Annotated in this window: 12 protein-coding genes; 9 read left to right on the top strand and 3 right to left on the bottom strand. The window is 75.3% G+C overall.

Translation table 11 applies throughout. The annotated features are described in order from the left end of the window. Positions 1–1,307, top strand: a 1,307-nt coding sequence (locus KIK08_RS14800; protein WP_214403712.1) for a hypothetical protein, incomplete at its 5' end; no start/stop codon positions are given. 32 nt (positions 1,308–1,339) lie between these two features. On the opposite strand, the gene KIK08_RS14795 is transcribed toward KIK08_RS14800, so the two are convergent. Next, the gene (locus KIK08_RS14795) at positions 1,340–2,365 is read right to left on the bottom strand and encodes an aldose epimerase family protein (protein WP_214403711.1); all 1,026 of its coding nucleotides are present in this window, start codon (positions 2,363–2,365) and stop codon (positions 1,340–1,342) included. Between the two features lie 130 nt (positions 2,366–2,495). Here KIK08_RS14795 and KIK08_RS14790 point away from each other — a divergent pair, with 130 nt between their 5' ends. From KIK08_RS14790 to KIK08_RS14775, 4 genes are read left to right on the top strand one after another with little or no spacing between them, the layout of a single operon-like run. Further along, positions 2,496–3,182, top strand: coding sequence for a FadR/GntR family transcriptional regulator (locus KIK08_RS14790; protein WP_214403710.1), 687 nt, complete (start codon positions 2,496–2,498; stop codon positions 3,180–3,182). Continuing rightward, positions 3,179–4,432 (top strand): CynX/NimT family MFS transporter, encoded by a 1,254-nt coding sequence (locus KIK08_RS14785; protein ID WP_308257640.1) that lies wholly within the window; start codon positions 3,179–3,181, stop codon positions 4,430–4,432. The genes KIK08_RS14790 and KIK08_RS14785 overlap by 4 nt, the downstream gene beginning before the upstream one ends. 50 nt (positions 4,433–4,482) lie before the next feature. Continuing rightward, the gene (locus tag KIK08_RS14780; protein WP_214403709.1) at positions 4,483–5,331 is read left to right on the top strand and encodes an SAM-dependent methyltransferase; all 849 of its coding nucleotides are present in this window, start codon (positions 4,483–4,485) and stop codon (positions 5,329–5,331) included. Then, positions 5,328–6,035, top strand: a complete 708-nt coding sequence (locus KIK08_RS14775) for a class I SAM-dependent methyltransferase (protein ID WP_214403708.1) — start codon at positions 5,328–5,330, stop codon at positions 6,033–6,035. The genes KIK08_RS14780 and KIK08_RS14775 overlap by 4 nt, the downstream gene beginning before the upstream one ends. Positions 6,036–6,065: 30 nt before the next feature. On the opposite strand, the gene KIK08_RS14770 is transcribed toward KIK08_RS14775, so the two are convergent. After that, the gene (locus tag KIK08_RS14770) at positions 6,066–6,524 is read right to left on the bottom strand and encodes a flavodoxin family protein (RefSeq protein WP_214403707.1); all 459 of its coding nucleotides are present in this window, start codon (positions 6,522–6,524) and stop codon (positions 6,066–6,068) included. Between the two features lie 53 nt (positions 6,525–6,577). On the opposite strand from KIK08_RS14770, the gene KIK08_RS14765 reads away from it, so the two are divergent. From KIK08_RS14765 to KIK08_RS14755, 3 genes are read left to right on the top strand one after another with little or no spacing between them, the layout of a single operon-like run. Beyond that, the gene (locus tag KIK08_RS14765) at positions 6,578–7,666 is read left to right on the top strand and encodes a VIT1/CCC1 transporter family protein (RefSeq protein WP_214403706.1); all 1,089 of its coding nucleotides are present in this window, start codon (positions 6,578–6,580) and stop codon (positions 7,664–7,666) included. Positions 7,667–7,699: 33 nt separating this feature from the next. After that, positions 7,700–8,305: a DUF4334 domain-containing protein gene (locus KIK08_RS14760; protein ID WP_214403705.1), complete on the top strand. Its 606-nt coding sequence runs from the start codon at positions 7,700–7,702 to the stop codon at positions 8,303–8,305. 29 nt (positions 8,306–8,334) lie between these two features. Further along, complete coding sequence (locus KIK08_RS14755; RefSeq protein ID WP_214403704.1) at positions 8,335–9,207, top strand: alpha/beta fold hydrolase; 873 nt, start codon at positions 8,335–8,337, stop codon at positions 9,205–9,207. Positions 9,208–9,249: 42 nt separating this feature from the next. Here KIK08_RS14755 and KIK08_RS14750 read toward each other — a convergent pair whose 3' ends face one another. Continuing rightward, positions 9,250–9,969 carry a GntR family transcriptional regulator gene (locus KIK08_RS14750; protein ID WP_250557021.1) on the bottom strand — a complete coding sequence of 240 codons (720 nt, stop codon included), beginning with the start codon at positions 9,967–9,969 and terminating at the stop codon, positions 9,250–9,252. Between the two features lie 370 nt (positions 9,970–10,339). On the opposite strand from KIK08_RS14750, the gene KIK08_RS14745 reads away from it, so the two are divergent. Continuing rightward, positions 10,340–11,698: a Rieske 2Fe-2S domain-containing protein gene (locus KIK08_RS14745; protein WP_214403703.1), complete on the top strand. Its 1,359-nt coding sequence runs from the start codon at positions 10,340–10,342 to the stop codon at positions 11,696–11,698. Position 11,699: the final 1 nt, after the last annotated feature.

Below are 11,699 nucleotides of genomic sequence, written 5' to 3'. Positions count from 1 at the left end.
CGGTGTCCTTCCGGCGCGGGCGCCCCGGCGAGGCCCAGCGCTGCTTCGAGCTGGCCGCCGACCGCAGCGCCACGCCGGCCGAGCGGCACGAGCGGCTGCGCCTGGCCTCCGGCGCCGCGGCCGCCCGCAATTTCGGCGCCGCCGCCGTCGAGCTGCTCGAACGCGCGGCCGGGGCGACCGATGACCCCGACGCGGCGGCCGAGGCCCTGGCGATGGCGGCCATGTACCGCCACCGCTGCCAGGGGATCATGGGGCGCCCCGTGCTGGGCGCGGAGACGGCGGCCTTGCTGGAGCGGGCGCGGGCGTGCGGCGGGAGCGGCCCCCGGGCCGCGGCGGCGATCGCGATGGCCGAGGGCTGGGCGCCGGGATTCTTGTCGCGGTCGCGCGCGCAGACGGAGGAGGCGCTGGCGCTGGCGGGGCGCGCGGGCGACCCCCTGCTGCACAACATCGTCCTCGACCAGCTCATCGCGGTGGAGATGGCGCAGCGCGACCTCGGGGGAGCGCTGGCCGCCGTGCGGGCCCGGCTGGCGCTGCTGGCCCCGCTGCCGGTCGACGCGCGCTCGGGCTTCGAGCACTACGACGCGCTGCACATGGGCTGCCGGCTGTTCCTGGCCGTGGGCGACCTCGCCGCGGCGCGCCGGCACGCCGACGGCATCGCCGCGCTGCCGTTCTTCCGCGAGGAGCGCCACGTCGGCCTGGGCCGCCGGGTGGAGGTCGAGGTCATGGCGGGCGACTTCGCCGCGGTCGTGGCCGGCGGCGAGCTGATCGAGCGCGACTGGGCCCGCGCCGGTCGCCCGGTGGCCGGCAACCTCGCCGTCGGCGCCTACTGCGTCGCGACCGCGCACGCGATGCTCGGCGACGGTCCCGGCCACCGCCGCTGGGTCGCGCTCACCGAGGAGCTGCTCGGTACCCCGGTGAGCGGGCTGGGCAACGACTGCGGCTGGGTCCCGGCGCTCGACGCGCTGGTGGTCCTGCACACGGACGGTCCCGCCGCGGCGGTGCAGCGGCTGACCAGCGATCCCGACGGGCCGGAGTGGGCCAACCCGAACTCGATGCTGTGGCTGCCCTGGTACGCGGCGACGTGGGCGGAGGCCGCCGCGCTGGCCGGGCACCCCGACACCGCCGAGCGCATCGACCGCGCGACCCGCGCCGCCCGCGCCAACCCGATCGCGCTGACCGTCCTCGACCGCAGCGCCGCGGTGGCCGCGGGGCAGCTGCACCGGTTGCCCGAGATGGCCGCCCGCTTCGCCGCCGCGGGCTGCGCCTACCAGCACGCCCGCACCCTGCGGCTGGCGACACCCCCCTGACCCGCGGGCGCGGCCGACGGAAGCGCGCCGGGTCAGTCCGGGGACACCCCGAACCGGTACACCGAGCGCCACCGGTAGGTCTGGCCCGGCCGCAGCCGCGTCGACGGGAACTCCGGGCGGTTGGGCGAATCGGGGAAGTGCTGCGGCTCGACGCAGAACGCCTCCCGGCGCCGGGCCGTCCCGCCGCCGTGCAGCGCGAGCGTCCCGTCCAGGAAGTTCCCGGTGTAGAACTGCGCGCCCGGCTGGTCGGTGAACACCGTCAGGGTCCGGCCGCTGGCCGGGTGCCGGACGTGCGCGGCGGCGACCAGCGGCTCGCCCGCGCCGTCGGGCAGCCGCGGGCCGGAGCCGTCGAGCACCCACGTGTGGTCGAAGCCGCCCGCCACGTCGAGCTGGGGGTCGCCGGCCGCCAGCCGGCCCCCGAGCCCGGTGGGCTCGCGCAGGTCGAACGGCGTGCCCGCGACCGGGGCGAGCTCGCCGGTGGGCAGCAGCCGCTCGTCCACCGGGAGGAAGCGGTCGGCGAACAGCGCGACCTCCAGGTCGTCGACGTGCTCGGGGACGCCGGCCAGCGTGAAGTAGGCGTGGTTGGTCAGGTTGACCACGGTCGGGGCGTCGGTCGTGGCCAGGAGCTCGACGCCCAGGTCGGGCCCGCGGACGGTGTAGGTGACCCGGACGTCGAGCCGGCCGGGGAACCCGTTGTCGCCGTCCGGGCTGACGTGGCGCAGGGTGAGCGCCTGGCCGTCGTCGACCGCGCGCGGCTCCTCGGCGGTGAACTCGGCGTGGTCCAGGGCGCGCTTCCCGCCGTGCAGGGCGACGGTCCCCTCGTTGCACGGCACGCAGTACTCGACGCCGTCGAGCACGAAGCGGCCGTCGGCGATGCGGTTGGCGTAGCGGCCGACCGTGGCGCCGAGGTAGTCGCGGTCGCTGTAGTAGGCGTACTCGTCGAGGCCGAGCACGACCTGCTCCGCGCGGCCGTGCCGGTCGGGTGCGGAGAGCCGGGCGATGCGGGCTCCGTGGCCGGTGATGCCCGCGGTGAGCACGGAGCTGCGCAGTTCGATCATGATCACCTCGGTGTGAGCGCTAACACGAGTGCTGAGGATGACGGGAGAGCCGGGGTCCGGGCAACCCCGTGCGGACGGGAACCCGCACCAGACATGGGATGTTAGGACTTCTTCTCCTACAATTTCCCCGGTGGGACTCACGACGGTGCGCGGCACGAGGCTCAGCGACGAGGTGGTCGCCCAGTTGGAGCGGCAGATCGCCGCGGGGGAGTGGCCGGTCGGCACGAAGATCCCGCCCGAGCCGGTGCTGGTCGCGGCGCTGGGCGTCGGGCGCAACACGGTGCGCGAGGCGGTGCGGGCGCTCGAGCACGCCGGGCTGCTCGAAGCCCGCCGCGGCGACGGCACCTACGTCCGCGCGACGAGCGACCTCGGCGCGGCCCTGCTGCGCCGGGCCCGCCGCACCGACGCGCTGCACGTGATGGCGGTGCGTGCCAGCCTCGAACGCGACGCGGCCGTGGTCGCGGCCACCGAGCGCACCGACGCCGACGTCGCGGCCATCCGGGCCGCGCTGGACGCCCGCCGTGCGGCGGCGTCGGACCGGGCCGCGTTCGTCGCCGCGGACGTCGCGTTCCACCGGGCGGTGGTCGCCGCCACGCACAACCCCGTCCTGCTCGACCTCTACACCGGGCTGACCGAGGCACTGGAGCGCACCGTCGCCGAGGTCCACGCCCATGACACCCCCGACGACGACCCCGCCGCCTTCCCCGGGCACGACGAACTGGCCGAGGCGATCGCCGCAGGCGACCCCGACGCCGCGCGTGCCGCCGCGGAGCGCTACCTGGGCGCGGCGCGCGCGATCGTGGAGGGCACCCGGTGAGCGGTCTCGCGAGCGGACCGCCAGCACCGCGCGCCACCACCACGCCACCGCGCACGGCCATGGGGTGGAGCGCGGTGTGGTTCGCGGTGTCCATCGTGCTCGTCGCGGCGAACCTGCGTCCCGCCGTCGTCGCGGTGGGACCGCTGCTCGGGGAGATCCAGGCCGACCAGCGCCTGTCCGGCACCGCGGCCGGCGTGCTGACCGCGCTGCCCGTGCTCTGCTTCGGCCTGCTCGCCCCGGTGGCGCCGGGCGCGGCGCGGCGGTTCGGGATCGAGCGGGCGCTGCTCGGGGCGGTGCTGGTGCTGTGCGCGGGCATCGCCGTGCGCTCGGCCGGTGGGCCCGTCGCGCTGTTCGCCGGCACGGTGCTGCTGGGCGCGGGGATCGCCGTCGGCAACGTGCTGCTGCCCAGCCTGGTCAAGCGCGACTTCCCGGAGCGCACCGGGCTGATGACCGGGCTGTACTCGATGGCGATCACCAGCGGCGCCACGCTGGCCGCGGGCGTGACGGTGCCGGTGGCCAGGGCGGTCGGCCTGGACTGGCGCGGCGCGCTGGCGATGTGGCTGGTCTTCGCCGGGGTGGCGCTGCTGTGCTGGCTGCCGCACGTGCGCCGGGCCGACCGCCCCGCCCGCACCGGCGCGGCCCGCGCCGGCGGCCTCTGGCGCGACCCGCTGGCCTGGCAGGTCACCATCTACATGGGACTGCAGTCGCTGTCCTTCTTCGCGGTGACCGCCTGGCTGCCCGCGCTGCTGGTGGCCCGGGGCTTCGACCCGGTCGTGGCCGGCTGGCTGCTGTCGCTGGCCACCGCCTGCGGGGTCGTCGGCGCGACCGTCGCCCCGGTGCTGGCCGCCCGCCGCCGCGAGCAGCGCACGGTCGTGCTCGTCACGACCGGGACGGCGGCCGTCGGCCTGCTCGGGCTGCTCGCGGTGCCCGGTGTCGAGGTGCTCTGGGTGGCGCTGCTCGGCGGCGCCCAGAGCGCCGCGCTGGGCATCGCGCTGACCCTGGTCGGGGTGCGCGCGCCGGACGCCGAGCGGGCCGCGCAGCTGTCCGGCATGGCGCAGAGCGCCGGGTACGCGCTGGCCGCCGCGGGACCGTTCGCCGTCGGGTTCCTGCACGACCTGACGGCCGGCTGGACCGCGCCGCTCCTGCTGCTGCTCGCGGTGCTGGTCCTGCAGGGCGCGGCGGGCGTGCTGGCCGCGCGGGACCGGCTGGTCGCCACCGGCGGGAGCCGATCGCCCACGGGGGCCCGCTGACCCACTACAGTGCCCGGACGCGCACGAAGAGTCATCCACGGGGGGTCCAGATGACCGGAACGGGCAGCACCGGCGGCGCCGGGGCGGACTTCGACTTCGACCCGGGCTCGGAACTCGACCAGGACCGGCCGCAGTCGGCCCGGGTCTGGAACTACTGGCTGGGCGGCAAGGACAACTACCCGGTCGACCGCGAGGTCGGCGAGCAGGTCCGCGCCATGCTGCCGGGCATCGTCGACATCGCCCGCGCCGACCGGGCCTTCCTGCTGCGCGCGGTGCGCCACCTCGTCGCCGACCTCGGGGTGCGCCAGTTCCTCGACATCGGCACGGGGCTGCCGAGCGCGAACAACACCCACGAGGTCGCCCAGTCGATCGCGCCGGAGTGCCGGATCGTCTACGTCGACAACGACCCCCTCGTGCTCGCCCACGCCCGCTCGCTGCTCACCAGCAGCCCGGAAGGGGTGACCCGCTACCTCGACGCCGACGTCCGCGAGCCGGACACGATCCTGGAGCAGGCCGCGGCGACGCTGGACTTCTCGCGGCCGGTCGCGCTGATGATGCTCGGCATCGTCAACCACATCATGGACGACGAGGAGGCCGAGCGGATCGTCGACCGGCTCGTCGCCGCACTGGCCCCGGGCAGCTACCTGGTGCTGGCCCACCCCACCGCCGACGTCGACGGCGATGCGATGCGCAAGGCGATGGACTGGATGAACGAGAGCGGGGGCACGCCGGTGCGCCCGCGCACCCGCGCCGAGGTCGAGCGCCTCTTCCACGGCCTCGACCTGCTGGAACCCGGGGTCGTCACGCTCGGGCGGTGGCGGCCCGACCCGGCCGAGGTCGGCGACGCCGACGAGCTCGTCGAGGTCTCGGAGTTCTGCGGGGTCGCCCGCAAGCCGTGACCGCCTACGACCCGATCGCCGAGGGGTACGCGGCCGAGAACGAGACCAACCTCATCAACGCCCACTACGAACGGCCCGCGGTCCTGGAGCTCACCGGCGACGTGACCGGGCGGCGGATCCTCGACGCCGGGTGCGGCGCGGGTCCGCTGTCCGCCGCGCTGCGCGACCGCGGCGGACTGGTGACCGGCGTCGACGCGAGCCCGGGGATGGTGGAGCTGGCCCGCGGGCGGCTCGGCCCCGACGTCGACCTGCGGGTGGCCGACCTGGCCGAGCCGCTGCCCTTCGCCGACGCCGCGTTCGACGACGTCGTCGCGTCCCTGGTGCTGCACTACCTGCGCGACTGGGGACCGGCCCTGGCCGAGCTGCACCGCGTGCTGGTCCCCGGCGGGCGGCTCATCGCCTCGGTCGAACACCCGTTCGCCCTTGCCCTCTTCCGGCGTCTGGCGGGGGAGAAGGCGAACTACTTCGGGGTCACCGAGCGCACCGAGGAGTGGACGATGGGCGGGGGCAGCACCCGGTTGACCTTCTGGGACCGGCCGCTGCACGCGATGACCGACGCCTTCACCGCGGCCGGCTTCCGGATCGAGGTCATCAGCGAGCCGCCGGCCGTGCCCGGGGCCCCGGAGATGTTCCCGGAGGAGTTCGCCACGCTGTCCGACACCCGATTCCTGGCCTCCCTGTTCTTCGTCCTGCGGGCGGGCTGACCGCGGCGCTCCGGCCGGGGCGGTGCACCCTCAGAGGTCGGGGGAGATCGTCGCGGCGAGCACGGCGCCCAGCTCGCGGCAGGCGTCGCGGGCGCGGGCGTCCGGCGCCCCGGTGACCCGCACGGGATCGGCCGCCGCGGCCCAGCCCAGCGCGTCCGCGACCGACCGCACCGACGCGACCGCGCCCTCCAGACCCAGGTTCCCGTGCACGTAGAACCCGTAGGGCAGGCCCTTCTTCTCCCGCTCGCAGACGTAGAAGACCTGGTCGAAGAAGTGCTTGAGGGCACCGGACATGTAGCCGATGTTCGCCGGGGTGCCCAGCACGACGCCGTCGGCGGCCAGCAGGTCCGACGCCGTCGCGGCGAGCGCGGCGCGGCTGGTCACCTCCACCCCGGTGATCTCCGGGTCGGCCGCGCCGGCCAGCACCGCGTCGAGCAGCTCGGCGGTGGCGGGCGAAGGCGTGTGGTGCACGACCAGCAGACGCGTCACCCGACCGATCTTCCTCCTGTGCGCATCGCACCGCCGACGGAACAATCCCGCGCATGGACGACCAGGCCCGCCCGCCCGACCCGACGCCAGCCGACCGGCGGCGGTGGCGCCGGATGCTCGCCGACGAACGCGAGGAAGCCGCGGTCTACCGGCAGCTGGCCGCGCGGCGCACCGGTGAGGAGCGCGAGATCCTGTTGGCGCTGGCGCGGGCCGAGGAACGCCACGCGGCGCACTGGGCGGGCCTGCTCGGCGACACCGCGGACACCGGGCGGGGGTCGCTGCGGCTGCGCGTCCTGGCGCTGCTGGCCCGGCGCTTCGGCTCGGTGTTCGTGCTCGCTCTGGCCCAGCGCGCCGAGACTCGCACCCCGTACTGGCGCACGGTCGACGCGCCGCCGGCCATGGCCGCCGACGAACGGGTGCACGAGGAGGTCGTGCGCGGCCTGGCGGTGCGCGGGCGCGCGCGGGTGTCGGGCACCTTCCGGGCCGCGGTGTTCGGCGCGAACGACGGGCTGGTGAGCAACCTGTCGCTGGTGCTCGGGGTGATCGGCGGCGGGGTGTCCAGCACCACCGTGGTGCTCACCGGGCTGGCCGGGCTGCTGTCGGGGGCGCTGTCGATGGGCGCGGGGGAGTTCGTGTCGGTGCGCTCGCAGCGCGAGCTGCTGGCCGCCTCGGCCCCCGACGTCCACGACGCCGACGCGGTCCTGCGCCGGCTCGACATCGACGCCAACGAGCTGGCGCTGGTGTACCGGGCGCGCGGGGTCCCGCCGGACCAGGCGCTCGACCGGGCCGAGCAGGTGCTGCGCAGCTCCGACCCGGCCCGCACCCTGGGCGCGGCCGCGTTCGACGAGGGCTCCCACGAGGTCGTGGGGACGAGCCTGGGCGCCGCCGGGTCCAGCTTCGCGTTCTTCGCCTGCGGCGCGGCGGTGCCGGTGCTTCCGTTCCTGGTCGGCCTGCAGGGCGGCACCGCCGTGCTGGTGGCGGGCGTGCTGGTCGGGGCGGCGCTGATGCTGACCGGGGCGACGGTGGGGGTGCTGTCGGGCGGTCCGCCGCTGCGCCGGGCGTTGCGCCAGCTCGCGATCGGCGCCGGGGCGGCGGCGGTGACCTACGGGCTGGGGGTGCTGTTCGGGGTGGCGCTCGGCTGAGCCGGACCCGGTCCGCGGTGGCAGGATCGTCGCGTGGAGCTCACGGCGCCGGTCGAGCGGTTGCGCGCGCTGCGCCGCGGCGCGACCCCCGACGAGGTGCTGGCCCTGTTCGACGACCTCCCGCCGGTGGAGCTCGCCGACCTGGTCGGCGCGTGGCGCGGTGCCGAGCTGTCGACCGGGCACCGGCTCGACGGGCTGCTCGGACCGTTCGGGTGGCACGGCAAGCGCTTCGAGGGCCCCGACGCGGCCCATCCGCTCATCTTCGACGCCGGCGGGGGCGGCCTCGTCGCGATCAACCCGGCGTTGGTGCCGCTGGGCCTCGCCGTGCGGTTGGCGCCCCTGCTGCGCACCCCGCTCGTCGCCGCCGCGTTCCGGCTGGTGCGCCCGCTGCTGCGGACGCGCCGGCCGCGGGCACGGCTGCGGATGGTGCGCTACCGCGGCGTCGTCTCGGCCACCATGTGCTACGACGCGCTGCCCGTCCACGACGCCTTCCGCGCGGTCGACGCCGACACCCTGCTGGGGCTGATGGACATGCGCGGCGACGGTCCGCCGTTCGCGTTCGTGCTGCACCGCGAGGCCTGGGACCGCTCACCGAACAGGTGCCCGCCGTCGACGGTACGCGCAAGCCGGGGCCGATGAGTTCGCGGCCCGCTGCCCGTCATAGGTACATGCAGACCCATACGCTCTCGCTGCCCGACGTCGACCTCGTCTACGACGTCCGCGGGCCGCTCCCCACCGCCGACGGCCGCCCGCCGCTGCTGATGATCGGCCAGCCGATGGACGCGAGCGGCTTCCGCGCGCTCGCCGCGCAGTTCACCGACCGCACCGTGGTCACCTACGACCCGCGCGGGATGGGCCGCAGCGTCCGCAAGGACGGCCGCGTCGAGCAGACCCCCGAGGCGCAGGCCGGCGACGTGCACGCCGTCATCGAGGCGCTCGGCGCCGGCCCGGTCGAGCTGTTCGCCAGCAGCGGCGGCGCCGTCACGGCACTGGCGCTGGTGGCGGCCCACCCCGGCGACGTGGTCACGCTGGTGGCCCACGAGCCGCCGATCATCGGGGTGCTGCCCGACGCCGCGGCGGCCCGGCGCGGCCGCGACGGCTTCCAGGACGCGTACCGGGCCAGGGGCATGGGGGCGGGGATGGCGGCGTTCATGGCCTACTCGGGGTGGCAGGGGGAGTTCACCGAGGAGTTCTTCGCCCGGCCCGCCGCGGACCCCGCGGCGTTCGGCCTGCCCACCGAGGACGACGGCTCCCGCGACGACCCGCTGCTGTCGGACCGGGCGCAGGCCGTCACCGAGTACCGCCCCGACGTGGAAGCGCTCGCCGCCGCGCCGACCCGCGTCGTGGTCGCCTACGGCGAGGAGACCGGCGACACCTTCACCGCGCGCACCGCGCACGGGACCGCGGCGCTGCTCGGGCAGGAGGCGACGGCCTTCCCCAGCCACCACGGTGGGTTCCTCGACGGCGAGTTCGGCTGGCCGGGCAAGCCCGAGGAGTTCGGTCGCCGGCTGCGGGAGGTCCTGGACGGCTCCGCGGGCTGAAGCGCCCGCGCCCGGCGGTACCGCATCACCAGCGGTACCGCCTCACCAGCGGTACTGCTGGGCGTCCAGCCGGTGCAGCGACTCCACGACGCTGAGCAGGTGGGCGCGCATCGTCTGCTCGGCGGCGTCGGGGTCGCCGGCGCAGACGGCGTCGATGATCGCGGTGTGCTCGCGCAGGCCGACCGTCGGCCGGCCCGGCAGCAGCGCCACCGTGTAGTGGTAGCGCACGCTCTGGATGCGCAGCCGGTCGAGCACCTGCGCGGCCGTCGAGTGCCGGGCGATCTCCTGGATCGCCCGGTGGACCTGCTGGTTGATCCGGCTGTAGGCGACGACGTCGGCGCCGTCGACGGCGGTGTGCAACTCGTCGCGCAGCACGTGCAGGCGGGCGCGGTCGTCGGCGCCCGCGCGGGCCGCGGCCTTGGCCGCGCACAGCCCCTCCACCACCGAGCGCGCCTCGGTGATCTCCACGGCCTCGGCCAGCGAGACCTCCCGGACCCGGGCGCCGCGGTTGCGCTCGCGCAGGACGACGCCCTCGTTCTCCAGTTGGGCCAGCGCGCTGCGCACGGCGCCGCGCGAGGCGCCGAACAGCGTCACCAGCTCGGCCTCCGGTAGGCGCTGGCCAGGGGCGAAGCGGCCCTTGACGATCCCGTCGCGCACGGCCGCGACGACATCGCCGACCTTCTCGCCCGCAGCGGACTCGACCGGCGCCACGGCGTCGGTCGGGTCGGCGGGGCGCGGCATGGTGCCCCCGTCGGCCGTCATGTGGTCCCCTTCGTGCTCCGCTGCACGCGGGCGGTGGGCAGGTCGGGCAGAGCGTACCTGGCGCGCAAATCGTTAACAATCTGGTTGCCACTTTCGGTCGCGCTGGTTATCGTCCACCTCACCGCAGCTCAGAGGTGTCAAGGAGGACCCCCGTGGAGCTAGCCGAGGTGTCGCTGTCCGTACAACGACCGATCACCGAACCACCGGCCCCGCCACCGCGGCGGGCCCCCTCCTGAGTCGCGCCCGCCCCGTCGGGGCCGGGCCCGATCCGCAGCCGGACCCGCGCGAGCGGCGGTCGCGACCGCCGCGCCGACCGACGAGCCCGCTGACGACCCGACTGACCGTCCACCACCGTTCAGAGAGGCCGACGATGCTCTCAGCACAGGACAACGAGCTGCTCACCCGCGTCGGGCCGGGCACCCCCATGGGCGAGCTGCTGCGCCGCTACTGGACGCCCGCGCTGCTGGTCGGCGAACTGCCCACACCCGGGGGCGACCCCGTGCGGGTGCGGCTGTTCGGCGAGGACCTGGTGGCGTTCCGCGACGCCAGGGGCCGGGTCGGGCTGATCCAGGAGAACTGCCCGCACCGCGGCGCGTCGCTGTACTTCGGCCGCAACGAGGCCGGCCCCGACGGCACCTGCGGACTGCGCTGCCCGTACCACGGGTGGCAGTTCGACGCCGACGGCGCGTGCATCGACATGCCCTCCGAGCCGCCGACCAGCACGTTCAAGGAGCGGGTCCGGGCCAAGGCCTACCCGACCCACGAGTCCGGCGGCATCGTCTGGACCTACATGGGCCCGCCCGACAAGCAGCCCCCCTTCCGCGACTTCGGCACCGAGTCGCTCCCGCCGGAGCGGGTCGCGGCCACCAAGCTGCACACCACCTGCAACTGGGTGCAGGCCATGGAGGGCAACCTCGACACCAGCCACATCTCCTGGCTGCACCAGTGGGAGGGCGTCGAGCAGATCCCCGACGACGGCAGCGACAAGCCCGGCTACCCGACCAACGCCATGTCGTGGAAGTTCTGGCGCCACGACCGCGCGCCGCGCCTGGAGATCGAGGAGACCTGGTACGGGTTCAAGTACATCGGCCTGCGCACCACCCCCAACGGCCACGAGCACGTCCGGATGAGCGCCTTCTGCTACCCGTTCAACACGGTGATCGCCTCGGTGCCGTTCAGCACCCAGCACGGCCTGTTCGTCCCGATCGACGACCACAACACCTGGCGCTACAGCTTCTCCACCCGTGTGCACCCCGGCATGGAGGAGGTCGGCGGGGAGAACCTGTTCGCGCTCAGCCCGTTCGAGTTCGGCCCGGCCGAGGTCGGGCGCAACGGCATCATCCCGCGCCGCTACACCGCCGAGAACGACTACGGCATCAACCGCGAGGAGCAGCGGTCGCTGACCTTCTCCGGGGTGCGGGAGTTCATCAGCCAGGACTTCATGGTCACCGAGTCGATGGGCGCGATCTACGACCGCTCCCAGGAGCGGCTGGGCACCACGGACAAGGCGATCATCCGGATGCGCAGGCTGCTGCTGAACGCGGCCAAGCGGGTCGCGGCGGGGGAGGACGCGCCCGCGGTGTCCGGCGACCTGGACTACCGCAGCATCCGGTCCGCGGAGAAGATCCTCGAACCGGGGGAGGACTGGCGCGAGCTCGGCACCGACGCGGACCCGATGGTCCAGCGCTACGACGCCGACTCCGTGCGCTCCCCGGTCGCCGGCAGCTGAC

This window comes from Pseudonocardia lacus (genome assembly GCF_018531445.1).
Taxonomy (GTDB): domain Bacteria; phylum Actinomycetota; class Actinomycetes; order Mycobacteriales; family Pseudonocardiaceae; genus Pseudonocardia; species Pseudonocardia lacus.
Note: the sequence above shows the minus strand (reverse complement) of the source record. Positions and strands in the feature narration are given on the sequence as shown.

Excerpts from the sequence above, each read along its gene's own strand:
- KIK08_RS14745 (WP_214403703.1), top strand. The coding sequence starts at position 10,340 with ATGCTCTCAGCACAGGACAACGAGCTGCTCACCCGCGTCGGGCCGGGC.
- KIK08_RS14780 (WP_214403709.1), top strand. The coding sequence starts at position 4,483 with ATGACCGGAACGGGCAGCACCGGCGGCGCCGGGGCGGACTTCGACTTC.
- KIK08_RS14755 (WP_214403704.1), top strand. The coding sequence starts at position 8,335 with ATGCAGACCCATACGCTCTCGCTGCCCGACGTCGACCTCGTCTACGAC.
- KIK08_RS14795 (WP_214403711.1), bottom strand. The coding sequence starts at position 2,365 with ATGATCGAACTGCGCAGCTCCGTGCTCACCGCGGGCATCACCGGCCAC.
- KIK08_RS14765 (WP_214403706.1), top strand. The coding sequence starts at position 6,578 with ATGGACGACCAGGCCCGCCCGCCCGACCCGACGCCAGCCGACCGGCGG.
- KIK08_RS14750 (WP_250557021.1), bottom strand. The coding sequence starts at position 9,969 with ATGACGGCCGACGGGGGCACCATGCCGCGCCCCGCCGACCCGACCGAC.